Here is a 20,908-nt window from a genome sequence, read left to right as displayed (position 1 = left end):
CCGGCTATTCCGCGGCCTGCGGCGCCTCGCCCATCTCCTGGCGGTGCGACCACTCGGCCGCCTTCGCCTCGGTCATCCTGGCGAGTTCCTTGCGGATGCCCTCGGCATAGTCCGGATGCACCTTCTCGAAATGGCCGAGCTGGCGCTCCACGATGAAGTCCGGCACCCCGAACATCGCCTCCGCGAGGTTCAGGAACAGGCGCCGGCGCTGACCCTCGTCGAAGAGCATGAACAGCGCGCGCGGCTGGCTGTAATCGTCATTGCCCTCGCGATGGTCGTAGCGCGCCGCATCGCCGGAGATCCTGAGCGGCGGCTCCGCCACCTCGGGCTTCTGGGCCGGTCCGTTGAAGGAGTTCGGCTCGTAATAGGCGTCCGGGTCCGGATTGTTCGCGAAGAAACGCATCGGCCCGTCCTTGTGGTAGTGATGGACGGGGCAGCGCGGCGCGTTAACCGGGAGCGCCTCGTAATGCGTGCCGAGCCGGTAGCGGTGCGCGTCGGCATAGGAGAAGATGCGCCCCTGCAGCATCTTGTCCGGCGAGAAGCCGATCCCCGGCACGATGTTGGACGGTGCGAAGGCGAGCTGCTCGATCTCCGCGAAATAATTGTCCGGGTTCCGGTTGAGCTCCAGGATACCGACATCGATCGGCGGATAGTCCGCATGCGGCCACACCTTGGTGAGGTCGAACGGGTTGTACGGCGTCCTGTCCGCATCGAGCTCGGGCATGATCTGGACCTGCATCTTCCAGCGCGGGAAGTCGCCCTTCTCGATCGCGTTGAAGAGGTCCTCCTGGGTCGACTCGCGGGTCCGGCCGACCACTTCGGCCGCTTCTGCATTGGTCCAGTGCTTGTGGCCCTGCAGCGTCTTGAAGTGGAATTTGACCCAGAACCGCTCGTTCTGCGCATTGATGAACGAGAAGGTGTGCGAGCCGTAGCCGTTCATGTGGCGGACCGTCTGCGGCAGGCCGCGATCCGAGAAGAGGATCGTCACCTGGTGCAGGCTCTCCGGCGACAGCGACCAGAAGTCCCACATCGCCGTCGGCGAGCGCAGGTTGGTGCGCGGATGCCGCTTCTGCGTATGGATGAAGTCGGGGAACTTGTAGGGATCGCGGACGAAGAAGACCGGCGTGTTGTTGCCGACGAGGTCCCAGTTGCCCTCCTCGGTGTAGAACTTCAGCGCGAAGCCGCGCACGTCGCGCTCCGCGTCCGCGGCGCCGAGCTCGCCCGCAACCGTGGAGAAGCGCGCGATCATCGGCGTCTTGGCGCCGGGCTGCAGCACCTTCGCCTTGGTGTACTTCGAGATGTCGCCGGTGACGGTGAGCGTTCCATAGGCGCCCCAGCCCTTGGCGTGGACCGGCCGCTCCGGGATGCGCTCCCGGTTCTGGTGGGTCAGCTTCTCGATGAGCTGATAGTCCTGCAGCAGGATCGGCCCACGCGGGCCGGCGGTGAGCGCATTCTGGTTGTCGGCAACGGGTGCGCCGGCGCTCGTCGTCAATGTCGGACGTTCGGCCATGGAACTTCCCCTTCTTTGGAATGGTTCTATGCTGGTAGCGCCGGATGCCGGCGGACGCAAATAGGATGTGCCGCTCACACCGATAGCTTTAGCCTATCGCAGAAAGCCAGACTCTTCGGATTTCCCTATCGAGCCCGGTAGCCGGCCGCGGACAGGCGGCAGCGGTTCGCCTAGCCTCGCTCCAGCCGCTCGCGCAAGGCCATGGCCGCGGAGGGATTTTTCGCCTTCTCCCCGCTGATGACATAGAGGAAGACGTCGCGTGCCGGCCCGCAGCGGCGCTCGGTCTCGACCGTCGCGATATCCTCCGGGGCGCCGCCTGCGGCCCAAAGCCGCGCGCGCTCCGCCCATCCGTCGAGCGCCTCGGCGCCGTAGCCGGCCGGCTCCTCGGCGCAGGTACCCATGATGCGGGCATAGACGAATCCCGCGGTCAGATCCCCGATCTGCGGATAGTCACAGTCGCCGGCAAGGACGATCGCGACCCCGTATTCGCGCGCGAGCGCCACGAAGTCCGGCGTGCGAAAGCTTTCGTGCCGCACCTCGATGGCGTGGCGCATGGGGCGCCCCTCCACGCTTTTCGGCAGGAGCTTCAGGAAAGCCTCGATCTCGCCCCGGTCGAAGGCCTTGGCCGGCATCAGCTGCCAGTTGATCGGTCCGAGCTTCTCGCCGAGGGCGAGGGGCCCGCCGGAGCAGAACCGCTCGATCGACTCGCCCGCCTCCGCGAGGTTCCGCCGGTTGGTGGCATAGCGGGGACCCTTCAGCGCGAACACGAAATCGTCCGGCGTCTCCTCGCGCCATTTCGCGAAGGTCTCCGGCGCCTGCGAGCGATAAAAGGTCCCGTTCACCTCGATGGAGGTGAGATTGCGGCTCGCGAATTCGAGCTCGCGCCTGGCCGGGAGCCCCTTCGGATAGAAGGTGCCGCGCCATGGTCCGAAGTTCCAGCCGCCGATCCCGACGCGGATCCTCGCCTCGTCCCCGTTCGCCATGCTGCCCATCCCCAGGCCAGGACCCCTCGGCCGCCGCTTATGCGGCGGCGCGGAAGCGGCGGAGGGTGCCGCCGTGCATCACCGATCCCGGCAGCTGCCGGCCGAAGATGCGCTCGGCGAGGTTCCCCACCTCGATCAGCCGGTCGAGATCGATGCCGGTCTCGATCCCCATCTCCTCGCACAGGAAGACGAGATCCTCCGTGCAGATGTTGCCGGCCGCACCGGCATGGCCCGCGAAGGGGCAGCCGCCGAGCCCCGCGACCGCGGAATCGTAGCGCGCGACGCCCATCTCGAGGCCGGCAAAGGCGTTCGCCACCGCCATGCCGCGCGTATCGTGGAGATGGAGGACGATGTCGAGCTCCGGATAGGCGTCCTGCACGGCCCCGACCGTCCGCCGGATATGCACGGGCGTCGCCCAGGCCATGGTGTCGGCGAGCCGCACCTCGCGCGGCTTCAGATCGTGCGCCGCGGCGATCTCGAGCGCCTGGCCGATCGCCTCGAGGACCCGCGCGGTCGGGATGTCGCCCTGGAAGTTGCAGCCGAAGGCCGCCATCACGCCGATCGCGGTCACCGGGATCCCGGCGGCCTTGTAGACTTCCATCTGGGCATGCTCGTTGGCGATGTTGGTCGCGAAGTCGATGCGCTGGTTGCGCATCAGGAACGGCTCGGAGGCGCAGATGCGGATCGAGCCCGTGATGGCGAGCCTGTCGCGGTGGGCGAGCGCGCGCTCGAAGCCCTTCGCGTTCAGCCAGAGCGCCGTGTAGTCGACGCCTTCGCGCTTGCGGAAGCCTTCGACCACGGCGTCGGCATCGGCCCAGCCGGGCACGTGCTTCGGGCTCACGAAGGAGGCGACCTGGATGTGCCTGACGCCCGTTTCGGAAAGGGCGTCGATGAGCTCGATCTTGTGCGCCGTCGGGATCGGCGCCTTCTCGATCTGGAAGCCCTCGCGCGGCCCCTCCTCGTTGATCTCGACGTGCTTCGGCAGTCCGGACATCCGATGCCTCCTCCATTGCCGGCCGCCTGGCGCGGCCTTCCGAGCCGGATGCGGTCAATCCGGCGCGCTTGCGACCATCTCCTCGAGGCGATCGATGAGCGGCCGCTGTCCCTCCAATATCTTCTCGCGGGCGACCGGCAAAGGAAACCACGCGGCGCGATCGATCTCGGGAAAGACCACGGTCCGCCCGCTCCGGGGCGGCCATTCCACCGTGCAGAGATTGCTCGCCACCGAACCGGCGTCGAGATCACCCAGGACCGCGAACGCCGCCACGACCTTGCCGCCCTTCTGCCGGACGCGCCCGAGCGGCCGGAGCGGCCCGTCAGGCGCGATCCCGAGCTCTTCGCGGAACTCGCGCCGGGCGGCCTGCTCGGGATCCTCGTCCGGCTCGATCTCCCCTTTCGGAATAGACCAGGCGCCGAGGTCGCGGCTCTTCCAGAACGGCCCGCCGGGATGGACGAGGAGCGCCTCGAGGCCGCTCTCCGCAGGCCGGTACATCAGAATGCCGGCGCTCAGCTTCGGCACCGCACCACCCCCGGCGAAAATTCGCGCGCCGCCGCTTGATCCAGCGCAATGTGAGCTTCATCTTTCTGAGGACTGATGAAGTCATCGCGGGCGGGTGCCCGGCGGCCGCAGACGAGGCCGGAGACACCCGAACGGCCCGCATGACGGGAGGGGGACATGATGTCCGAGCTGGCCTTGATCGCATTTCTCGCCGCCGCGGCAGGGTTCGTGCTCGCCGGGGTCGCGAGCATCGCGGCTCCCCGTCCCGTCCCCGTGAAGGTCCTCGCGCGGCACCGCAGGCGAGGCTGACGGACCGGCTCGCGGGGCCCCATGCGGGCCCTCAGCTTTTCAGCCGGTAGCCGGTCCGGAAGATCCAGGCCACCAGCGCCAGGCAGACCGCCAGGAAGACGAGCGTCATTGCGAGGCTCACTTCTATTCCGACATCCGAGCTCCCGTAGAAGCTCCAGCGGAAGCCGCTGACGAGATAGACGACGGGATTGAAGAAGGTGAGCGTCCGCCAGAGCGGCGGCAGCATGTCGATCGAATAGAAGCTGCCGCCGAGAAAGGTGAGCGGCGTCACGATCAGGAGCGGCACCAGCTGCAGCTTCTCGAAGCCGTCCGCCCAGATCCCGATGATGAATCCGAACAGGCTGAAGGTGGCGGCCGTCAGCACGAGAAAGCCGAACATCCAGACCGGGTGCTCGATCCTGAGCGGCACGAAGAGGCTCGCGGTCGCCAGGATGATGAGCCCGAGCATCATGGACTTGGTCGCCGCCGCGCCGACATAGCCGACCACGATCTCCCAGTACGACACGGGTGCCGAGAGCACCTCGTAGATCGTTCCCGTGAATTTCGGGAAATAGATGCCGAACGAGGCGTTCGAAATGCTCTGCGTCAGGAGCGACAGCATGATGAGCCCCGGCACGATGAAGGCGCCGTAACTCACGCCGTCGACCTCCGCGATGCGCGAGCCGATCGCGGAGCCGAAGACGACGAAATAGAGCGAGGTCGAGATGACCGGCGAGACGACGCTCTGGAGCAGCGTGCGGAAGGTCCGCGCCATCTCGAAGCCGTAGATCGCCCTGATCGCGTAGAGGTTCATGCGCTCTCCCTCACGAGGCTGACGAAGATCTCCTCGAGCGAGCTTTCCCGGGTGCGGAGGTCGCGGAAGCGGATGCCGGCCTCCGAGAGGGCGCGCAGCAGCATCGTGATGCCGGTCCGCTCGGCCTGCGTGTCGTAGGTGTAGACGAGCTCGTTGCCGTCTGCGGCCAGCGTGAGCTCGTAGGCCGAAAGCGACTCCGGAATTGCCGGCAGCGGCGCCTGGAGTTGCAGGATGAGCTGCTTGCGCCCGAGCTTGCGCATCAGCTCTGCCTTCTGCTCGACGAGGATCAGCTCGCCGTGGCTGATCACGCCCACGCGGTCGGCCATCTCCTCGGCCTCCTCGATGTAGTGCGTGGTGAGGATGACGGTCACGCCGGTCGCCCGCAATTCGCGCACGAGCGCCCACATGTCGCGGCGGAGCTCGACGTCGACGCCCGCGGTCGGCTCGTCGAGGAAGAGGATCGACGGTTCGTGCGCAAGCGCCTTGGCGATGAGGACGCGCCGCTTCATGCCGCCGGAAAGCGTGATGATCTTGGAGTTCCGCTTCTCCCAGAGCGAGAGCGCGCGGAGCACCTTCTCCACATGCGCCGGATCGGCCGGCTTTCCGAACAGCCCGCGGCTGAAGCTCGCGGTCGCGAACACCGTCTCGAAGGCGTCGGTCGTCAGCTCCTGCGGCACCAGGCCGATCAGCGAGCGCGCGGCCCTGTAGTCCGCGACGATGTCGTGCCCGTCCACCGCGACGTGCCCGGCGGTCGGGTTCACCAGACCGCAGATGATGCTGATGAGCGTGGTCTTGCCCGCGCCGTTCGGCCCGAGCAGCGCAAAGATCTCGCCCCGCATGATCTCGAGGTCGATCGTCTTCAGCGCGCGGAAGCCCGTCGCGTAGGTCTTGGACAGCCCGGAGACTTGGATGATCGGCGGCATGGGCGCTTCCGGCGTGATTGGTCCCGGTGCGGGTCGACCCCGGCTTTGCCGAGTCGAAACGACAGGACGGGCCCTTCTACGCGGACCGGGCCGGTTTGGCCACACGCGGACGTGCAGCCGGGCACCCTGCCCGGCTGGCCGCTTCAGGAGGCGGGAGGCTCGAGGGGCGGCAGGCCGAGCGAGCGCCGGTAGCCCGGATCGAGCACGTCCTGCGCTTCCGCATGCCGCTTCAGGTAGAGTGCGAAGACGGGGCAGACCGGGATGACGCGCCGCCCCTCCTCCCGCGCCCGTGCGATCAGCGCCCGGTACATCGCGCTCGCGATGCCGCGCCCCTCGAGCGGCGGCGGTACCTCGGTATGGGCGACCACGATGCCGCCGGAGATCAGGTTGTAGTCGACGATGGCGAGCTTGCCGTCGATCTCCACCTCGAGCCGGTGGGCGGCGGCATTGTCGCGGACTTCGGGTGCGGACTCGCCCATGGCGTCAGCCCGTCGCAGCCGGGGCGATCGAAAGGCCGAGTATCATGGCACCGTCCTCCTTCGTCGCGCGGCGATCGGCGGGCTCCGGCGGTCGCAGCCGCAGCCGCATCCTGCGCCGCGCGCGGAAGGCTATACGATCGAGACCGGCCTTACCATAAGCCGCCGGCTTCCAGGCGTTCGGTCGGTGGAAATCGGCTACAATGGCGGACTCGGCGCCTGATGCCGGCGCTTCTGGCCGGAATGCCGCTGCCGGCCGGAGAAGGCGCGGGATGCGAGGGAGGGAAGATGCCAGAGAGCCGGATCGGCCTGAAGCGGATCTATGAACCGCCCGATCCTTCGGACGGCCGGCGCGTGCTCGTCGACAGGCTCTGGCCGCGCGGGATGACGAAGGCCGAGGCGGCGGTCGACGAATGGGCGAAGGACCTCGCGCCGAGCGCGGATCTGCGGCGGCGCTATCACGGCCGGCCGGAGGACTGGGAGGCGTTCCGCGCGCTCTACCGGGCCGAGCTCGCCGGGCGCGAGGGCGAACTCGACCGGCTCGCGGCGCTTACCCGCGAAGGCCCGGTCACGCTGCTCTTCGCCTCGAAGAACGAGGCGCGCAACAACGCCACGGTGCTGAAGGCGGTGCTGGAGGAAAGGCTGCGGGGCCGCGGTCCGGCCGGCGCCTAATCGAGGCCGCGCTCACCACCAGGCTTCCGGCGTGAAGCTGCCGGCGGAATCCTCGATCACCTGCGCTGCGCGGAAGAGCGTCGCCTCGTCGAAGGGCCGGCCGATGAGCTGCAGCCCGAGCGGCAGGCCCGCCGGGTCGAGACCCGCCGGCACGGCGATCCCCGGCAGGCCGGCCATGTTCACGGTCACCGTGAAGATGTCGTTCAGGTACATCTCGACGGGGTCGCCTCCCGCCTTCTCGCCGATCCCGAACGCGGAGGATGGCGTTGCCGGCGTGAGGATCGCGTCGATCCCGGCCTGGAACGCCTCCTCGAAGTCGCGCTTGATGAGGGTGCGGACCTTCTGCGCCCGGAGATAATAGGCGTCGTAATAGCCGGCTGAAAGAACGTAGGTGCCGATCAGCACGCGCCGCTTCACCTCGCGGCCGAAGCCCGCCGCCCGGGTCTTCTCGTACATGTCGACGATATCGTCGCCCGGCACGCGGAGCCCGTAGCGCACCCCGTCATAGCGCGCGAGGTTGGACGAGGCCTCGGCCGGCGCGACGATGTAATAGGCCGGCAGCGCGTATTTCGTATGCGGCAGCGAGATCTCGACGAGCTCGGCACCGGCGGCGCGGTACCAGTCCATGCCGGCCTGCCACAGCTTCTCGATCTCCTCCGGCATGCCGTCGACCCGGTATTCCCTGGGGATCCCGATCCGGAGGCCCTTCACGCTCTCGCCGATCGCGGCCTCGTAGTCCGGCACCTCGACGTCCGCCGACGTCGTGTCCTTCGGGTCCACGGAGGCCATCGTGCGGAGCATGATCGCCGCGTCCCGCACGGTGCGGGCGATCGGCCCGGCCTGGTCGAGCGAGGAGGCGAAGGCGACGATGCCCCGGCGCGAGCAGCGCCCGTAGGTCGGCTTGATGCCGACCGTGCCGGTGAAGGCGGCGGGCTGGCGGATCGAGCCGCCGGTGTCGGTCGCCGTCGCGCCGGCGCAGAGATGCGCCGCGACCGCCGCGGCCGAGCCGCCGGAAGAGCCGCCGGGCACCAGCTGCGCGTTGCCGCCGCGCCGGCGCCACGGGTTCACGACGGGGCCGTAATAGCTGGTCTCGTTGGACGAGCCCATCGCGAACTCGTCCATGTTGAGCTTGCCGAGCATGACGCCGCCGTCGCGCCAGAGATTGGCGGTGACGGTCGATTCGTAGGGCGGCTTGAAGCCGTCCAGGACGTGGCTCGCGGCCTGGCTGTGGATTCCCTTCGTGCAGAAGAGGTCCTTGATCCCGAGCGGCACGCCCTCGAGCGCGCGCGCTTCGCCTTCCGCGATGCGCCGGTCGGATTCCCCGGCCATCTCCAGGGCCCGCTCGGGCGTCACTGCGACATAGGCGTTGAACGCCTGGTTGAAGCGCTCGATCGCCGCGAGATAGGCCTCCGTCAGCTCGACGGCCGAGAAGTCCTTCCGGCGCAGCCCTTCGCGGATGCCGGCGATCGTGAGGGCGGTGAGTTCGCTCATGCGGCCTGTACGTGCTTCTTCAAGATGCGTCTCGCAGGAGACGGAATGGCGCCGATCCGGAGGTCCCGCACCGCATCGCCGCGCGGGATCCCGGCCGCGGCCGGAGGATCACGCCTACTCCACGACCTTCGGGACGAGGAAGTAGTTCTCGTCCGTGAGCGGCGCGTTGCGGACGATGTCGGCGGCGATGCCGCCGTCGTCGACGACGTCCTCGCGCCGCTTCACGGCCATCGGGATGACGGACGTCATCGGCTCCACGCCGGCGACGTCCACCTCGTTCAGCTGTTCCACGAAGCCGAGGATGGCGTTGAGCTCGCCCTGCAGCGCCGCGGCCTCCTCCTCGGTGACGCGGATGCGGGCGAGATGGGCGACGCGCTTGACGGTGGCGATATCGACGGACACGGGCAATCCCGGCTGGAACGGATGCGACCGGCTATAGAACGGCGGGACGCGCGAGACAACGCCGGCGGCTCAGAGCGTGATGGGTCTGCCGCGTTCCGGCACGAGCACCTTCGCGCCGTCCTCGCCCATCTCGCGCACGAAGGCCTCCGCGCTCTGGTCGAGGAGCGGGAAGGTCGCGTAATGGGCCGGGATCACGTGCCGGAAATGGAAGTAGCGGCGGCAGGCCATCGCCGCCGTCCTCGCGCCCATGGTGAAGCGGTCGCCGATCGGCACGATCCCGATCTCCGGCCGATGGATCTCGTCGATGAGCGCCATGTCGCCGAAGATCTCGGTATCGCCCATGTGGTAGAGCACCGGCTCCCCGGGCGCCTTCACGACCAGCCCGAGCGGGTTGCCGAGATAGACCGGGCGTCCGTCCTTGATGGTCGAGGAGGAATGGAGCGCGTTCACCAGGGAGACCGTGAACGGCCCGCAATCGACCGTGCCGCCGTGATTGCCGGGATTGATGTTCGCGGCGCCCTGCCCGCTCAGCCACATGCAGACCTCGAACGATCCGACGAGCTGGGCGCCGGTCGAATCGCAGATCATCGCGGCGTCGCCCACATGGTCGTCGTGGCCGTGGGTGAGGAGCACGTGCGTGCAGCCGAGCGAAGCGTCGGTCAGGTCGCCCTCGAAGGTCGGATTTCCGGACAGGAACGGATCGATCAGGATGACGGCGTCCGCGATCTCGACGCGGAATGCGGAATGGCCGAACCAGGTGATCTTCATTCTCTCCTCCTTGCTGAGTTTCGGTGGCGCATCCGCCGGTCAGGCCGCGATCGCCCGGTCGTGCACGGCCCGCAGGAAAGCGTGGCGCACCTCCGGCGCGGTTCTGCCGCGCGCCTCCCAGACATGGCGCTGCAGGAAATAGCCGGTCAGGGCGAAGGCGCCGGCGAGGTCGGCGCCGTCGAAGGTCGCGCCGGAGCGATGCAGGAAGGCCGGCAGCGGCAGAAGCCGGTCGCGATAGGGCTGCGCGGCCTCCCGGGACACGGCGCGGCCGCTTTTCGGCGAGACGAAGGCGAGGTCTTCGGTCGTCCCGGTCGCGGCGCAGGCGGTGAGGTCGAGCCCGAAGCCGAGCTCGTCGAGGAGCAGGAGCTCGAAGCGGGCGATGAGCGCGCCCGCGACCGCCGGATCCCCGAGATTGTCGAGGAGCACCGCGAGCACGTCGTAGAGCTGGGGATGGGGATCGCGCTCGGGCAGCAGCCGGAGATGCTCGGCGAGAAGCTGCAGGCCGAACGTCGCGACGCTCGATTCCATGATCGCGGCGGCGCGTTCGCCGAGAGGCTCGACGCGGAAGCTCCCGAGATGCTCGTCGAGACGGGCCCGCCAGGTCACGGACAGGCTGTTGCCCGGCTGGAGCACGTGCCGCAGCGCCTTGGAGCGGCCGCCGCGAACGAGGCCCAGGCAGCGCCCGCGGCTCCGCGTCATCACCTCCAGGATGACGGAGCTCTCGCCGAGACGGCGTGTGCCGACCGCGATCGCCTCCTCGCTCCATTCCATGGCTCGGCTCCTGCCCGCGTCCCCTTCCCTCTCAGCGCGGGAAATCGAGTCCCATCTCGCGATAGCGCTCGGGATCGTCGGACCAGTTCTCGCGCACCTTCACGAAGAGGAAGAGGTGGACCGGCCTGCCGAGCATCTCGGCGAGATCGCGGCGCGCCGCCATCGAGATCGCCTTGATCGTCTGCCCGCCCTTGCCGAGCACGATCTTGCGCTGGCTCTCGCGCGCGACATAGACGACCTGGTCGATGCGCACGCCCTTCGGCGTCTCGGTCCAGGCTTCCGTCTCGACGGTGGATTCGTAGGGCAGCTCCTCGTGGAGCCGCGTCATCAGCTTCTCGCGCGTGATCTCCGCGGCGAGCGCGCGCATCGGCAGGTCCGACATCTGGTCCTCGGGATAGAGCCAGGGTCCGGGCGGCATGGCCGCGGCGAAATAATCGAGGAGGTCCGGCACGCCGTCGCCGGTGAGCGCCGAAACCATGAAGGTGCGGTCGAACGCGACCGCCTCGTTCGCCTCGGCCGCGAGCGCGAGGAGGAGGTCGCGCTTCACCACGTCGATCTTGTTGAGGACGAGGACCTTCGGCCGGCCGGCGGGAAATTCCGCGCCGAGCTTCTCCAGGATCGCGGCGGCCTCTTCAGCGAGGCCCTTGCGCGCATCGACGAGAAGGGCGACCAGATCGGCCTCCGCCGCGCCGCCCCAGGCCGTCGTCACCATGGCGCGGTCGAGCCGGCGCCTCGGCTGGAAGATGCCCGGCGTGTCGACGAACACGATCTGCGACTGCCCGTGTATGGCGATGCCGCGGATGAGGGCGCGCGTCGTCTGCACCTTGTGGGTGACGATCGACACCTTGGAGCCGACCAGCGCATTGAGGAGCGTGGACTTGCCGGCATTCGGCGCGCCGATCAGCGCGACGAAGCCCGCCCGCGTCGCCGCCGCTCCGGAACCGCCTTCTTTCACTCCCGGCTCCATACGCCCTCCCGCATCAGGAGCTCGGAGGCGGCCTCGTGCTCCGCCTCCCGCTTGGCGCGCCCCTGGCCGCGGGCGCTCTCGACGCCGTCGACCCGGACCTCGACCTCGAATCGCGGCGCGTGGTCCGGCCCGGACCGGCTGATCTCCTCGTAGACCGGGGTGCCGTAGCCGTGCCGGTGCGACCATTCCTGCAGCTCGGTCTTGGCGTCGCGGAGCGGGCCGCTCATCGTCTCGAGCCGCGTGCGCCAGAACCGCTCCACCACCCCGCGCGCCGCGTCGAGACCGCCGTCCCGATAGGCCGCGCCGATCACGGCCTCGCAGACATCTGCGAGCACGCCGGCGGTGGCGCGGCTCGCGCCCTTCACGCTGCCGCCGATCCGCAGATGTGCGGGCAGGTCCATCTCCCTCGCGACCTTGGCGCAGGTCTCGCCGCTCACCAGCTTGGCGAGCCGCCGCGAGAGCTCGCCCTCTGGCGCCGTCTCGTAATGTGCGTCCAGCATGTCGGCGATGACAAGGCCGAGCACCCGGTCGCCCAGGAATTCGAGGCGCTGATAGGTGTCGAGCGGCTGGTGCTCTACGCCGTTCGCCACCGCGCTCGCATGGGTGAGCGCGCGCTGCAGCAGTTCGGCATCCCTGAACCTGTACCCGATCCGCTCCTCGAGCTCCGCCAGGCTGGCATGCCGCCTCATAGCAGCTCGAAGAACCTGTTCAGGCGCAGCGTCTCTGGCCATTTCCAGATCGCCCAGACCGGCGCACCCTCGTCGACGGAGAAGAAGATGATCTCGGCCCGGCCAACGAGATTTTCGGCCGGCACGTAGCCGACGAACTGCAGGAAGCGGCTGTCGGTCGAATTGTCGCGGTTGTCGCCCATCATGAAATAATGGTCCGGCGGAACCTCGTAGACCTCGGTGTTGTCCTTCTCGCCCGTCTCCGTCATGTCGAGCGTGACGTAGCTCACCCCGCTGGGGAGCGTCTCGCGGTACTGGCGGATCCGGACCTGCTCGCCGAACGGGGTCTCCCCGAGATAGTCGTCGATCCGCTCGCGCTTGACCGGCTCGCCGTTGATGAAGAGGACGCCGTTCTTCATCTGGATCTTGTCGCCGGGAAGCCCGATCACGCGCTTGATGTAATCGGTCTCGGGATCGCGCGGCAGCCGGAACACGGCGATGTCGCCGCGCTCGGGCTTGGAGCCCAGGATGCGCCCGTGGATGAAGGAGAGGTCGATCGGGAAGGAATAGCGGCTATAGCCGTAGCTGAACTTCGAGACGAACAAATAATCGCCGATCAGCAGGGTCGGCATCATCGATCCCGACGGAATATTGAACGGATGATAGAGGAACGTCCGGAAGACGAGCGCGATCAGGAGCGCCTGGATGATGACTTTGATGGTCTCGCCAATGCCGCCATGCTCTTTCGCCTTTTCATCGGCGCTACGTTCGGCCACGCTCATGGCTCCATCCTGATCGTTCGGTGGAAGGGTTTAGCGACCAAGGCGCACGGCCGCAATGCGCGCTTTGAGGCGATCATTGGGGCGGCTTTGCGGCCTGCGGCAACGCCTCGATGATGACGAAGGCCTGGGCGAGCGGCCAATCGTCGGTGATCGTGAGATGGATTGCCGGGTCGTGGCCGCTCGGGACGATCGCCGCGAGCCGGCGCGCCGCACCCCCGGTCAGGAGCATTGTCGGCTTTCCGGAAGGCAGGTTGACCACCCCCATGTCGCGCCAGAACACGCCGTTCCTGAGCCCGGTGCCGAGCGCCTTCGCGCATGCCTCCTTGGCGGCGAAGCGCTTGGCGTAGGAGGCCGCCCGCTCGCGCCGCCGGTCCGATTTGCGCTGCTCGATATCGGTGAAGACGCGCTGGACGAAGCGCTCGCCGTAGCGCTCCAGCGTCGTTTCGACGCGGCGGATGTCGATGAGGTCGCTGCCCATTCCGACGATCACGACACTGCCTCCGCGCTCGGCGCCCGGGCCTCCTCCATCTGCCGCCGCATCGCCCGCACGCTCGCCTCGAGCCCCACGAAGATCGCCTCGCCGATCAGGAAATGGCCGATATTGAGCTCGACGATCTCGGGAATCGCGGCGACCGGCTTCACGTTGTCGAAGCCGAGCCCGTGTCCGGCATGAACCTCGAGGCCGATGCCGCTGGCGTGGCGGGCAGCGGCGGCAAGGCGCGCGAGCTCCGAGCCGGCCTGGCCCGCCTCCCACAGCTCGCAATAGCGCCCGGTATGCAGCTCGACGACGGGCGCGCCCATCGCGACCGCCGCATCGAGCTGCGCCGGGTCCGGCTCGACGAAGAGCGACACCCGGATGCCGGCCTCGGTCAGCTTCCGCACCATCGGCTCCAGATGGGATCGGGCGCCCGCGGCGTCGAGGCCGCCTTCCGTCGTACGCTCCTCGCGCCGCTCGGGAACGATGCAGGCCGCGTGCGGCCGGTGGCGGAGTGCGATCGCGAGCATCTCCTCCGTCGCCGCCATCTCAAGATTGAGCGGAAGCGCGATCTCGCCCATCAGGCGTTCGATGTCGCTGTCGCGGATATGGCGGCGGTCCTCGCGCAGATGCGCCGTGATGCCGTCGGCGCCGGCGGCCTCGGCGAGATGCGCGGCCCGGACCGGATCCGGATGCCGGCCGCCGCGGGCGTTCCGCACCGTCGCCACGTGATCGATGTTAACGCCGAGGCGCAGAGCTTGTGTGGCCATAGGAGAGGCTCTCCTGAGCGGACGGATCGTCCGCCGTCTCATGCTTGAGGGGAGGCAGCCGGCGGGCCGCGAATCGCTCGCGGCGCCCGGCCTGATATGTGGCGACCAGGTAATAGGTCAGGAAATAGGTCACCACCGCGATCGCAAGCCCGAGCGGGACCGACCCGATCGCCATCGGCTTCAGGATCGGCACGAGCTGGTCGAACGACTTCGTGAGGAGGTCCTGGCCGAGACGCGCGGGGGCATCCCGGTCGTGGCCGTGAAGGAGCAGGTGGCCGATCTTGTAGGTGCCGACCCAGATGAACGGGAAGGTGACGGGATTCCCGATGCTGGTGCCGATCGCGCCGGCGATGAGGTTGCCGCGGAGCGGCCAGGCGATCAGGAAGGTGATGAGGAAGTGCATGCCGATGAAGGGCGTGCAGGAGACGAAAGCGCCGACGGCACAGCCCATCGCGATCGAGTAGGGCGTCGCCGAGAGCCGGAGCACGCGCTTGGCGTGATAGGCGGCCGAGCGGCGCCAGCTGACGCGCGGCCAGAGCCAGACCCTGACCCGCTGCCGGAAACTCTGCCTGTGCCGCCGCTTGAAGAGCATCGGACCGGACTACGCTCCCTCGCCTGCGCACGGTGCGGACGGCACGGTATGCCGTCCCGCTTCAGCCGTTGACCCGCGTGACACTGCTCACCACGCTCTTCGCGCGCAAGTCGCTCATGATCCTGTTGAGATGCTTGAGGTTCCACACCTCCAGATCGATCTCCATCTCGGTGAAGTCCCGGTCGCGCTTCAGCATGCGCAGATTGTCGATATTGCCGTCGGCCACGCCGACCACCTCGGCGATGGCGGCGAGCGTGCCGGGCTCGTTGAGCGCGGTCACGCGCACCCGGGCGGGGAAGCGCTCGCTCGAATCCTCCGCCACATCCCAGCGCACGTCGACCCAGCGCTCCGGCTCGTCGTCGAACTGGCTGAGCTGCGGCGACTGGATCGGATAGATGGTGATGCCTTCGCCGGGCACCAGGATGCCCACGATCCGGTCGCCTGGGACCGCGCCGCCCTCCGGCGCGAACCGGACCGGCGCGTCCTTGTCGAGGCCGCGGATCGGCAGCGAACGGCTGGAGGCGCCGTTCATCTCGTAGTCGGCCGGCAGGCGGAACTTGAGGCCGCGATTGGAGGCGAGCCAGCCCTCCTCGGAAGGCGCGAGGCCGGGCGGGATGCGGTCCTCGCGATAATCGGGATAGATGGCGCGCAGGACGATCGCGGGCTTCAGGTCGCCCCGCCCGACGGCGGCGAGCGCATCCTCCAGGTCGCCGTGGCCGAGGCGGTGGAGCACGTTGCGGAAGCCCGATTCCGAATAGGTCTTCCCCGCCTTCTCGAAGGCGCGTTCCAGGGTGTGACGGCCGAGCCCGGCATATTGGCGCCGCACGTGGGCCCGGGTGGCGCGCCGGATGGCCGCCCGCGCCTTGCCCGTCGCCACGATCGAGCCCCAGGCCGGCGGCGGCCGCTGCGCCTCCGAGCGGATGATCTCGACCTCGTCCCCGTTCTGGAGCGGCTGCACCAGCGGCGCGAGCTGCCCGTTCACCTTGGCGCCGACGCAGGTATCGCCGACATCGGTGTGAACGGCGTAGGCGAAGTCGATCGGCGTCGCGCCCCGCGGCAGCGCGATCAGCCGCCCCTTCGGGGTGAAGCAGAACACCTGGTCCTGGAAGAGCTCGAGCTTGGTGTGCTCCAGGAACTCCTCGGGCGCGTCGCCATGGGCGATCTGCTCGACCGTCTGCCGGAGCCAGGCATAGGCGCGGCTCTCGGCCATCAGGCGGTCCCGGTCGCCGGCGATCCCCTCCTTGTAGAGCGGGTGCGCCGCAATGCCGTACTCGGCGATCCGGTCCATTTCGACGGTCCGGATCTGCAGTTCGACGCGCTGCTGCTTGGGACCGATGATGGTCGTGTGGAGCGAGCGGTACTCGTTCTGCTTCGGCGTGGAGATGTAGTCCTTGAACCGTCCGGGCACCATCCGGAACGACGTGTGGACGATGCCGAGCGCGCGGTAGCAATCCTCGGTGCTGTCGACGAGAACGCGGAAGCCGAAGATATCGGAGAGCTGCTCGAAGCCGACGGACTTCCGCTGCATCTTGGCGAAGATCGAATAGGGTCGCTTCTGGCGCGACTTGATGGCCGCCTGGATGCCGCTCTTCCGCAGCCGGTCCTCGAGATCCGCGGTGATCATCTCGACCGTGCCGCCGGTACGCTCGCGCAGGCCCTGCAGCTTGTTCGAGATCGTGGCATAGGCCTCGGGATTGAGGATCCGGAACGCGAGATCCTCGAGTTCCTCGCGCATCGACTGCATGCCCATGCGCCCCGCGAGCGGCGCATAGATCTCCATCGTCTCCTCTGCGATGCGCGCCCGCTTGTCCTCCCGGACGTACTGGATGGTGCGCATGTTGTGGAGCCGGTCCGCGAGCTTGACGAGCAGCACCCGGATGTCGTCCGCCACGGCGAGGAGGAGCTTGCGGAGGTTTTCCGCCTGCTGGGCCTCGCGCGAGACGAGGTCGAGCCGCTGGATCTTGGTGAGCCCCTCCACCAGCGTCGCGATCTGCGGCCCGAAGAGGTTCGCGATCTCCTCCTGGGTCGCCGTGGTGTCCTCGATCGTGTCGTGGAGGAGCGCCACGACGACCGAGGCATCGTCGAGCTTCAGGTCCGTCAGGATGGCGGCGACTTCGAGCGGATGCGAGAAATAGGGGTCGCCCGACGCGCGCTTCTGGGTGCCGTGCTTCTGCATGGCGTAGACGTAGGCGCGGTTGAGGAGATCCTCGTTCACCTGCGGATTGTAGGCGGCGACCCGTTCAACGAGTTCGTACTGGCGCATCATCGCCGCTGGTTCCGTCGGGTATCGCTGGCTCGGGGATCGATCGAGGGTCTTTCCCCAATATAAGAGGCCCTCGGCCCTTCCGCTTCAACATCGAGGGACAAAAAAGGCGCAGCCCGCGCTGCGCCTTTTCCAGAAGCAGGAACGCGACGATCAGTCCTCGCGGCGCTCCGGCGGATCGAGGCTCTCCAGCCCGCGCAGGAGATCCTCCTCCGACATCCGGTCGAACGCGATGTCGCTGTCCTCGATGCCGCCGGCGACCTCGATCGGCGCGGCCGGCTGCTCCGGTTCGTCGACCTCGACATATTTCTGCAGCGAATGGATGAGATCCTCGTCGAGATCCTCCGGTGAGACGGTCCGCTCCGCGATCTCGCGCAGGGCAACCACCGGATTCTTGTCGTTGTCGCGGTCGACGGTGAGCTGCGATCCGTTCGCGATCATGCGGGCGCGGTGGGCGGCCAGCAGAACGAGTTCGAAACGGTTCGGAACCTTGTCGACGCAATCCTCCACGGTGACGCGCGCCATGGATGTGCCTCCTATGTCGGGAATTGGACACCTGTGTAGGCAATCCCGTCCAGCGTTTCAAGAACGGTTGTGGGCATAGAAGCCGGCCGCCTTGACGTGATGCGGCAAAGGCTTATCGAAGGTGCCCATTCAGGGGCCCGCCCCGCCATTCATAATTCCGCCCCGGAGACCGCAATGTTCGACCCGCGCGAAAAGATCGCCCTCTTCATCGACGGCGCAAATCTCTACGCCACCTCCCGCTCGCTCGGCTTCGATATCGACTACCGGCGCCTGCTGTCGGATTTCAGGGAGAAGGGCTATCTGGTGCGGGCGAGTTACTATACGGCCCTCGCCGAAGACCAGGAATATTCCTCGATCCGGCCGCTGATCGACTGGCTCGACTATAACGGCTATCGGATCGTCACGAAGCCGCTGAAGGAGTTCACCGACGCCCAGGGCCGGCGCAAGGTGAAGGGCAACATGGATATCGAGCTCACCGTCGACGCGATGGAGACGGCGGAGCACGTCGATCACATCGTCCTCTTCTCCGGCGACGGCGACTTCCGCTACCTGGTCGAGGCGCTGCAGCGCCGCGGCAAGAAGGTGACCGTCGCCTCCACGATGAAGACGCAGCCGCCGATGATTTCGGACGACCTGCGCCGCCAGGCCGACCATTTCCTCGAGCTCGCGACGATGGCGGATGCGGTCGGCCGCGATCCCGCCCAGCGGCCGCAGCGGCCCCCGCGCGATTATGCGCCGCCGCAGAACGACGAATATGACGACGAGTACGAGGACCTGTGAGCGCGGCCGCAAAGGCTTCCGAGCCGCCGCGGGACTGCCCGCTCTGCCCCCGGCTGGTGGCGTTCCGGGAGGAGTGGCGGGAACGGGAGCCGGCCTGGCACAATGCGCCCGTCCCGACCTTCGGCGCGGACGGCGCCCGGCTCCTCGTGGTCGGCCTGGCGCCCGGCCTGCGCGGGGCCAACCGGACCGGCCGTCCCTTCACCGGTGATTATGCCGGCGAGCTGCTCTACCGGACGCTCCTCGCCTATGGCTTCGCGAGCGGGCGCTTCGAGGCCCGCGTGGATGACGGCCTCGTCCTCACCGACGCCGCGGTGACGAATGCGGTCAGATGCGTGCCGCCGGGCAACAAGCCCACCCCGGCCGAAATCGGCGCCTGCCGCCGGTTCCTGGATGCGACGCTCGCCGGGCGGGCGGGGTTGCGCGCCGTTCTCGCCCTCGGCCGGATCGCGCATGAGAGCGTCGCGCGCGCGCTCGGCCTGCGCCTCAGGGACGTCCCGTTCGCCCATGGCGCCGTGCATGCCGGCCCGGCGGGGCTGCGCCTCTACGACAGCTATCATTGCTCGCGGCTCAACACGAACACGGGCGTGCTGACGCCCGAAATGTTCGAGAGCGTGATCGCCCGGATCCGGTCCGATCTCGGCTGAGGCGCCGGCCGCCAGGCTCAGCCCTTCTCGCGCAGCAGGCGTCCCTTCTCCCGCGCCCAGTCGCGCTGCTTCTCCGTCTCGCGCTTGTCGTGGACCTTCTTGCCCTTGGCGAGCGCGATCTCGACCTTGGCGCGGCCGCGGTCGTTGAAGTACATCCGCAGCGGGACGATCGTCATGCCTTCCCGGTTCACCGCGCCGAACAGGCGGTTCACCTCCCGCTTGTGGAGCAGCAGCTTGCGGGGCCGGCGCGGCTCGTGATTGAAGAAGCTCGCCTGCTGATACTCCGGAATGTAGGAGTTGATCAGCCAGACCTCGCCGCCTTCCGGGCTCACATAGGATTCGGCGATGTTCGCCTTGGACTGGCGGAGGCTCTTCACCTCCGTGCCGGCGAGCGCGATGCCGGCCTCGAAGGTCTCGCCGATTTCGTAGTTGAACCTCGCCCTGCGGTTGTCGGCGACGACGCCGTGCTGGGTGCTCGCTTTCTTTGCCATCAGGTCAGTTCAGGAGCCCCGCATGCCGGAGCGCGGCATCCACCTCGGAGCGCGTCGCCGGGGTGACCGGAACGATCGGCGAGCGGACCTCCTCGCTCATGTGGCCGAGCCGGGCGAGCGCATACTTGGTCGGCGCGGGGCTCGGCTCGAGGAAGAGCGCACGGTGGAGCGGCATCAGCCGGTCCTGATAGTCGAGCGCGGTGGCGAAGTCCTTGGCGCGGCAGGCGTCCTGGAACTCCGCGCAGAGCCGCGGCGCGACGTTCGCCGTCACCGAGATGCAGCCGTGCCCGCCATGCGCCATGAAGCCGAGCGCAGTGGCGTCCTCGCCGGAGAGCTGGAGGAAGTCCGGCCCCATCGCCTGGCGCTGCAGGCTGGCCCGGGCGAGGTTCGCCGTGGCGTCCTTCACGCCGATGATGTTCTCGCAGTCCTCGAAGAGGCGCGTCATCGTCTCCACCGACATGTCCACGATCGAACGCGGCGGGATGTTGTAGATGACGAGCGGGATCGAGATGGCGTCGGCCACCGTCTTGAAGTGGAGGTAGAGGCCCTGCTGGCTCGGCTTGTTGTAATAGGGCGTGACGACGAGCACCGCGTCGGCGCCCGCCTGCTCGGCGTGCCGGGCAAGCTCGACCGCCTCGCGCGTGTTGTTCGAGCCCGCGCCGGCGATGACCGGCACGCGGCCGTTCGCCGCCTCGATGCAGATCTCGACCACGCGCCGATGCTCCGCATGCGAAAGCGTCGGTGATTCGCCCGTCGTTCCGACCGGGACCAGGCCGCTGCTGCCCTCGCCGATCTGCCATTCGACGAAGGCGCGAAAAGCCGCCTCATCCACTTCGCCGTCGCGCATGGGCGTCACGAGCGCCGGTATCGACCCCCTGAACATCGTTTCCTCGACTGCCGGATCTGCCGTTTGGCGCCGGACGATAGTGACCCGCCCGCCCGAGGGCAAGCGCGCTTCCGAACCTCGCCGGATCATGCCATGATCCCGACACAAGTCCGTGGTCCTTCGAAGTAATGGTGGAAGGGGAATTGTTCTATCGTCGGCGCGGATCGGCGTTCCGTTCAGCTTTGCTGGCGCTCGGCCTCGGCTGCGCCGCATTGTTGGCGGTTCCTGCCGTCGCGCCGAGCTTTTCTTCGGTCGAGGCGGCCGCGAAGAGCGCCGCCAAGAAGACCCAGCGCGTCGCCAATTCTGCCAAGCGGACGCAGAAGACGGCCCGAACCGGAAAGCGGGCGTCGGCCCCGAAGCGAAAGCCTGCGGTCGCCGTCGCCGCGGCGCTGCCCCGGCCGAGGCCGGCGAGCCTCGGGCCCCTCCGGGCCGGTGCCGTCGCGGCCGCCCGGACCGCGGTCCTTGCCAG

General features: G+C 68.2%; 25 protein-coding genes. 4 read left to right on the top strand and 21 right to left on the bottom strand.

Going from position 1 to position 20,908, the window contains the following annotated elements; translation table 11 throughout:
* Nucleotides 1-4: 4 nt before the first annotated feature.
* The 4 genes from E4O86_RS13485 to E4O86_RS13470 all read right to left on the bottom strand — a co-directional run bounded on the left by E4O86_RS13485 (nucleotide 5) and on the right by E4O86_RS13470 (nucleotide 4,012).
* Complete coding sequence (locus tag E4O86_RS13485) at nucleotides 5-1,510, bottom strand: catalase (protein WP_161141072.1); 1,506 nt, start codon at nucleotides 1,508-1,510, stop codon at nucleotides 5-7.
* A gap of 170 nt (nucleotides 1,511-1,680) precedes the next feature.
* A complete protein-coding gene (locus tag E4O86_RS13480) occupies nucleotides 1,681-2,493 on the bottom strand; it encodes a DUF72 domain-containing protein (protein WP_161141071.1) in 813 nt (270 codons plus the stop codon).
* Nucleotides 2,494-2,530: 37 nt separating this feature from the next.
* On the bottom strand, nucleotides 2,531-3,487 hold the full coding sequence (locus E4O86_RS13475; protein WP_161141070.1) for a hydroxymethylglutaryl-CoA lyase: 957 nt from the start codon (nucleotides 3,485-3,487) through the stop codon (nucleotides 2,531-2,533).
* A gap of 54 nt (nucleotides 3,488-3,541) precedes the next feature.
* Complete coding sequence (locus tag E4O86_RS13470; RefSeq protein WP_161141069.1) at nucleotides 3,542-4,012, bottom strand: NUDIX domain-containing protein; 471 nt, start codon at nucleotides 4,010-4,012, stop codon at nucleotides 3,542-3,544.
* 156 nt (nucleotides 4,013-4,168) lie between these two features.
* On the opposite strand from E4O86_RS13470, the gene E4O86_RS23805 reads away from it, so the two are divergent.
* On the top strand, nucleotides 4,169-4,300 hold the full coding sequence (locus tag E4O86_RS23805) for a hypothetical protein (RefSeq protein WP_281351610.1): 132 nt from the start codon (nucleotides 4,169-4,171) through the stop codon (nucleotides 4,298-4,300).
* Between the two features lie 31 nt (nucleotides 4,301-4,331).
* Here the strand turns inward: E4O86_RS23805 and E4O86_RS13465 are convergent, their stop codons facing one another.
* The 3 genes from E4O86_RS13465 to E4O86_RS13455 all read right to left on the bottom strand — a co-directional run bounded on the left by E4O86_RS13465 (nucleotide 4,332) and on the right by E4O86_RS13455 (nucleotide 6,495).
* The gene (locus tag E4O86_RS13465; RefSeq protein WP_161141068.1) at nucleotides 4,332-5,093 is read right to left on the bottom strand and encodes an ABC transporter permease; all 762 of its coding nucleotides are present in this window, start codon (nucleotides 5,091-5,093) and stop codon (nucleotides 4,332-4,334) included.
* Nucleotides 5,090-6,016: an ABC transporter ATP-binding protein gene (locus tag E4O86_RS13460; protein WP_161141067.1), complete on the bottom strand. Its 927-nt coding sequence runs from the start codon at nucleotides 6,014-6,016 to the stop codon at nucleotides 5,090-5,092. Before E4O86_RS13460 ends, E4O86_RS13465 begins: the two co-directional genes overlap by 4 nt.
* Before the next feature lie 143 nt (nucleotides 6,017-6,159).
* On the bottom strand, nucleotides 6,160-6,495 hold the full coding sequence (locus E4O86_RS13455; RefSeq protein ID WP_161141066.1) for a GNAT family N-acetyltransferase: 336 nt from the start codon (nucleotides 6,493-6,495) through the stop codon (nucleotides 6,160-6,162).
* Between the two features lie 285 nt (nucleotides 6,496-6,780).
* Between E4O86_RS13455 and E4O86_RS13450 the strand changes: the two genes are divergently transcribed.
* Nucleotides 6,781-7,164, top strand: coding sequence for a DUF488 domain-containing protein (locus E4O86_RS13450; RefSeq protein ID WP_161141065.1), 384 nt, complete (start codon nucleotides 6,781-6,783; stop codon nucleotides 7,162-7,164).
* 12 nt (nucleotides 7,165-7,176) lie between these two features.
* On the opposite strand, the gene gatA is transcribed toward E4O86_RS13450, so the two are convergent.
* The 12 genes from gatA to rpoZ all read right to left on the bottom strand — a co-directional run bounded on the left by gatA (nucleotide 7,177) and on the right by rpoZ (nucleotide 17,638).
* Entirely contained in the window at nucleotides 7,177-8,655 is a 1,479-nt protein-coding gene (gatA, locus tag E4O86_RS13445) for an Asp-tRNA(Asn)/Glu-tRNA(Gln) amidotransferase subunit GatA (protein ID WP_161141064.1), read from the bottom strand.
* 114 nt (nucleotides 8,656-8,769) lie between these two features.
* On the bottom strand, nucleotides 8,770-9,057 hold the full coding sequence (gatC, locus tag E4O86_RS13440) for an Asp-tRNA(Asn)/Glu-tRNA(Gln) amidotransferase subunit GatC (RefSeq protein ID WP_161141063.1): 288 nt from the start codon (nucleotides 9,055-9,057) through the stop codon (nucleotides 8,770-8,772).
* Between the two features lie 69 nt (nucleotides 9,058-9,126).
* A complete protein-coding gene (locus E4O86_RS13435) occupies nucleotides 9,127-9,825 on the bottom strand; it encodes a metal-dependent hydrolase (protein ID WP_161141062.1) in 699 nt (232 codons plus the stop codon).
* A gap of 39 nt (nucleotides 9,826-9,864) precedes the next feature.
* Complete coding sequence (gene recO, locus E4O86_RS13430; RefSeq protein ID WP_161141061.1) at nucleotides 9,865-10,596, bottom strand: DNA repair protein RecO; 732 nt, start codon at nucleotides 10,594-10,596, stop codon at nucleotides 9,865-9,867.
* A gap of 31 nt (nucleotides 10,597-10,627) precedes the next feature.
* Nucleotides 10,628-11,563 (bottom strand): GTPase Era, encoded by a 936-nt coding sequence (gene era / locus E4O86_RS13425; RefSeq protein WP_161141060.1) that lies wholly within the window; start codon nucleotides 11,561-11,563, stop codon nucleotides 10,628-10,630.
* Nucleotides 11,548-12,252, bottom strand: coding sequence for a ribonuclease III (gene rnc, locus E4O86_RS13420; protein ID WP_161141059.1), 705 nt, complete (start codon nucleotides 12,250-12,252; stop codon nucleotides 11,548-11,550). Before rnc ends, era begins: the two co-directional genes overlap by 16 nt.
* The gene (gene lepB, locus E4O86_RS13415; RefSeq protein WP_161141058.1) at nucleotides 12,249-13,013 is read right to left on the bottom strand and encodes a signal peptidase I; all 765 of its coding nucleotides are present in this window, start codon (nucleotides 13,011-13,013) and stop codon (nucleotides 12,249-12,251) included. Before lepB ends, rnc begins: the two co-directional genes overlap by 4 nt.
* 73 nt (nucleotides 13,014-13,086) lie before the next feature.
* A complete protein-coding gene (gene acpS, locus E4O86_RS13410; RefSeq protein ID WP_161141057.1) occupies nucleotides 13,087-13,503 on the bottom strand; it encodes a holo-ACP synthase in 417 nt (138 codons plus the stop codon).
* The gene (locus tag E4O86_RS13405; RefSeq protein WP_161141056.1) at nucleotides 13,500-14,258 is read right to left on the bottom strand and encodes a pyridoxine 5'-phosphate synthase; all 759 of its coding nucleotides are present in this window, start codon (nucleotides 14,256-14,258) and stop codon (nucleotides 13,500-13,502) included. Before E4O86_RS13405 ends, acpS begins: the two co-directional genes overlap by 4 nt.
* Complete coding sequence (locus tag E4O86_RS13400; RefSeq protein WP_161141055.1) at nucleotides 14,227-14,850, bottom strand: DUF2062 domain-containing protein; 624 nt, start codon at nucleotides 14,848-14,850, stop codon at nucleotides 14,227-14,229. Before E4O86_RS13400 ends, E4O86_RS13405 begins: the two co-directional genes overlap by 32 nt.
* A 61-nt stretch (nucleotides 14,851-14,911) precedes the next feature.
* On the bottom strand, nucleotides 14,912-17,116 hold the full coding sequence (locus E4O86_RS13395; protein WP_161141054.1) for a RelA/SpoT family protein: 2,205 nt from the start codon (nucleotides 17,114-17,116) through the stop codon (nucleotides 14,912-14,914).
* A 150-nt stretch (nucleotides 17,117-17,266) separates the two neighbouring features.
* On the bottom strand, nucleotides 17,267-17,638 hold the full coding sequence (gene rpoZ, locus E4O86_RS13390; protein ID WP_161141053.1) for a DNA-directed RNA polymerase subunit omega: 372 nt from the start codon (nucleotides 17,636-17,638) through the stop codon (nucleotides 17,267-17,269).
* Between the two features lie 174 nt (nucleotides 17,639-17,812).
* Between rpoZ and E4O86_RS13385 the strand changes: the two genes are divergently transcribed.
* Entirely contained in the window at nucleotides 17,813-18,418 is a 606-nt protein-coding gene (locus E4O86_RS13385) for a LabA-like NYN domain-containing protein (protein WP_161141052.1), read from the top strand.
* On the top strand, nucleotides 18,415-19,062 hold the full coding sequence (locus E4O86_RS13380; protein WP_161141051.1) for a uracil-DNA glycosylase family protein: 648 nt from the start codon (nucleotides 18,415-18,417) through the stop codon (nucleotides 19,060-19,062). Before E4O86_RS13385 ends, E4O86_RS13380 begins: the two co-directional genes overlap by 4 nt.
* A gap of 17 nt (nucleotides 19,063-19,079) precedes the next feature.
* Here E4O86_RS13380 and smpB read toward each other — a convergent pair whose 3' ends face one another.
* The gene (gene smpB, locus E4O86_RS13375; protein WP_161141050.1) at nucleotides 19,080-19,553 is read right to left on the bottom strand and encodes an SsrA-binding protein SmpB; all 474 of its coding nucleotides are present in this window, start codon (nucleotides 19,551-19,553) and stop codon (nucleotides 19,080-19,082) included.
* Nucleotides 19,554-19,557: 4 nt separating this feature from the next.
* On the bottom strand, nucleotides 19,558-20,436 hold the full coding sequence (dapA, locus tag E4O86_RS13370) for a 4-hydroxy-tetrahydrodipicolinate synthase (RefSeq protein WP_161141049.1): 879 nt from the start codon (nucleotides 20,434-20,436) through the stop codon (nucleotides 19,558-19,560).
* Nucleotides 20,437-20,908: the final 472 nt, after the last annotated feature.

This window comes from Propylenella binzhouense, assembly GCF_009866965.1.
Lineage (GTDB): Bacteria > Pseudomonadota > Alphaproteobacteria > Rhizobiales > Afifellaceae > Propylenella > Propylenella binzhouense.
The sequence above is the reverse complement of the archived record's forward strand: the minus strand, read 5'-3'. Positions and strand labels throughout refer to the sequence as shown.

Bases quoted from the DNA above. Each gene is read 5' to 3' on its own strand.
- E4O86_RS13485 (WP_161141072.1), bottom strand. From the start codon at position 1,510: ATGGCCGAACGTCCGACATTGACGACGAGCGCCGGCGCACCCGTTGCC.
- E4O86_RS13480 (WP_161141071.1), bottom strand. From the start codon at position 2,493: ATGGCGAACGGGGACGAGGCGAGGATCCGCGTCGGGATCGGCGGCTGG.
- E4O86_RS13475 (WP_161141070.1), bottom strand. From the start codon at position 3,487: ATGTCCGGACTGCCGAAGCACGTCGAGATCAACGAGGAGGGGCCGCGC.
- E4O86_RS23805 (WP_281351610.1), top strand. From the start codon at position 4,169: ATGATGTCCGAGCTGGCCTTGATCGCATTTCTCGCCGCCGCGGCAGGG.
- E4O86_RS13465 (WP_161141068.1), bottom strand. From the start codon at position 5,093: ATGAACCTCTACGCGATCAGGGCGATCTACGGCTTCGAGATGGCGCGG.
- E4O86_RS13460 (WP_161141067.1), bottom strand. From the start codon at position 6,016: ATGCCGCCGATCATCCAAGTCTCCGGGCTGTCCAAGACCTACGCGACG.
- E4O86_RS13455 (WP_161141066.1), bottom strand. From the start codon at position 6,495: ATGGGCGAGTCCGCACCCGAAGTCCGCGACAATGCCGCCGCCCACCGG.
- E4O86_RS13450 (WP_161141065.1), top strand. From the start codon at position 6,781: ATGCCAGAGAGCCGGATCGGCCTGAAGCGGATCTATGAACCGCCCGAT.
- gatA (WP_161141064.1), bottom strand. From the start codon at position 8,655: ATGAGCGAACTCACCGCCCTCACGATCGCCGGCATCCGCGAAGGGCTG.
- E4O86_RS13435 (WP_161141062.1), bottom strand. From the start codon at position 9,825: ATGAAGATCACCTGGTTCGGCCATTCCGCATTCCGCGTCGAGATCGCG.
- recO (WP_161141061.1), bottom strand. From the start codon at position 10,596: ATGGAATGGAGCGAGGAGGCGATCGCGGTCGGCACACGCCGTCTCGGC.
- era (WP_161141060.1), bottom strand. From the start codon at position 11,563: ATGGAGCCGGGAGTGAAAGAAGGCGGTTCCGGAGCGGCGGCGACGCGG.
- rnc (WP_161141059.1), bottom strand. From the start codon at position 12,252: ATGAGGCGGCATGCCAGCCTGGCGGAGCTCGAGGAGCGGATCGGGTAC.
- lepB (WP_161141058.1), bottom strand. From the start codon at position 13,013: ATGAGCGTGGCCGAACGTAGCGCCGATGAAAAGGCGAAAGAGCATGGC.
- E4O86_RS13405 (WP_161141056.1), bottom strand. From the start codon at position 14,258: ATGGCCACACAAGCTCTGCGCCTCGGCGTTAACATCGATCACGTGGCG.
- E4O86_RS13400 (WP_161141055.1), bottom strand. From the start codon at position 14,850: ATGCTCTTCAAGCGGCGGCACAGGCAGAGTTTCCGGCAGCGGGTCAGG.
- E4O86_RS13395 (WP_161141054.1), bottom strand. From the start codon at position 17,116: ATGATGCGCCAGTACGAACTCGTTGAACGGGTCGCCGCCTACAATCCG.
- rpoZ (WP_161141053.1), bottom strand. From the start codon at position 17,638: ATGGCGCGCGTCACCGTGGAGGATTGCGTCGACAAGGTTCCGAACCGT.
- E4O86_RS13385 (WP_161141052.1), top strand. From the start codon at position 17,813: ATGTTCGACCCGCGCGAAAAGATCGCCCTCTTCATCGACGGCGCAAAT.
- smpB (WP_161141050.1), bottom strand. From the start codon at position 19,553: ATGGCAAAGAAAGCGAGCACCCAGCACGGCGTCGTCGCCGACAACCGC.
- dapA (WP_161141049.1), bottom strand. From the start codon at position 20,436: ATGTTCAGGGGGTCGATACCGGCGCTCGTGACGCCCATGCGCGACGGC.